Annotated in this window: 1 protein-coding gene; it reads right to left on the bottom strand. The window is 46.5% G+C overall.

Annotated elements, in window-relative coordinates; genetic code table 11:
* Nucleotides 1–216 precede the first annotated feature (216 nt).
* Complete coding sequence (locus C8R14_RS13270) at nt 217–1,398, bottom strand: tyrosine-type recombinase/integrase (protein ID WP_011634200.1); 1,182 nt, start codon at nt 1,396–1,398, stop codon at nt 217–219.
* Between the last annotated feature and the right edge of the window lie 180 nt (nt 1,399–1,578).

Raw genomic sequence — 1,578 nt, 5'->3', positions numbered from 1 at the left:
GTTTGCTAAAGTATTGTTAGTGTATTGTTTCTGCCGTTGGGCAGATCAAAGCAACCAAGTGTATAACTCGCTGATTGCTTCATTCAGCCTGCCCGGTTGGTGATTGGCGTCACTGCCGGGCAATCCCTTGTATCTAGTGGTCAAGGGTGGTCAATAGTACCATATGTTGTGCTTTGTACAAATACTACCCAGATCCTATTAGCGGGAATCTTTTTGTCATTTTCCTTTCATCTCAATATATTCCCCCCACCATTGCATCATTTTCCTGCGCTGTTCAAGGTACAGGGCGTGATTGTAAGCCGCTGAAACTTCATCACGCTCTGCATGTGCCAGTTGTAGTTCTATCCATTTGTGGTCGAAATTTTTCTCATGCAAGACAGTTGATGCCAGTCCACGGAAGCCGTGCCCCGTCATACGCCCCTTGTAACCTATGCGGTATAGCGCATAAATAATGGTGTTGTTGCTCATGGTCTTGCCATTACGTCGCTCGCTGGGGAACAACAGAACCGGGTCACTGTTCAATGCCTTGATTTCGCGCAAGACAGTTATTGCCTGGTCGCTCAAGGGGACGATATGCTGACTACGCATTTTCATGCGCTCTGGCGGGATACGCCATTCGGCATTATCAAAGCTAATCTCTTCCCACCGTCCGCCGATCAGTTCACTTGTCCGAATGAATGTTAGCGTCATTAACTGCAAAGCCAGTCGTGTAAGTGGTTGCCCGTCGTACTGATTAATCTTCTGGAGTAAATCCGGCAGCTCTGATTCAGGTATCCGCTTGTGATTAACTTTTTTCCGTTTCTTTAGAATGTCGGCTGGTTTTATGTCTGCTGCCGGGTTTCGTTCTGATAACCCGTGCTGCACCGCATAGCGCATAACCTGCCCGCACATGGTTAAAACACGTTTTGCAATATCCAGCGCGCCACGGCTTTGCACCTTGTACACAAGCTCAATAAAATGCATGGCTGTGAGTGTATTGACTGGTTTTGCACCAATGAACGGGAATATATCGGCTTCCATTCTTCTCAAGGTATAAGCTACATGGCGCTCTGTCTTGGCATGCTTCCAATGCATCCACCATGTCCGCGCCACCGCCTCGAAACTGTTTTCAACAGACACGATCGCTTTCCGTTTTTCTTCCTTGCGATGAGTCGATGGATTGATGCCCTGTTTTAGTATCGCCTTGTACCCATCATGAATTGATCGGGCTTGCGCCAGGGTTGTTTCCGGGTATTTCCCAAGGGAAAGCATGGATTCTTTCTCATTGAATAAATACCGGTACCGCCAGTGCTTTGAACCGTCAGGATATATCAGCAGGGTCAATCCGTTGCCGTCTGTCAGCTTGTATTGCTTCTCTTTGGGTTTTGCAGCTCGAATGGCTGAATCAGTTAGTTTCATTGGTAAAACCGGGTAGAAATGAAATGGGTAAAAAATATATCCGGTTTTCTACCCGTTTTTTGAAATGTTACCCTGTTTTACCAAGGTTGCCAATGAATGACTAGATATGCTGCTAGATTAAGTATTTGTGCGGGTTTGTTTGTTGACGGTGGGCATTAATTGCTATATCTTTGGCGGAGA

Source organism: Nitrosomonas eutropha, assembly GCF_003201195.1.
Classification (GTDB): Bacteria; Pseudomonadota; Gammaproteobacteria; order Burkholderiales; family Nitrosomonadaceae; genus Nitrosomonas; species Nitrosomonas eutropha.
This window is presented reverse-complemented; position numbering and strand designations above follow the sequence as displayed.

What these genes read in the sequence shown, in the direction of transcription:
- C8R14_RS13270 (WP_011634200.1), bottom strand. Translation starts at nt 1,398, where the DNA reads ATGAAACTAACTGATTCAGCCATTCGAGCTGCAAAACCCAAAGAGAAG.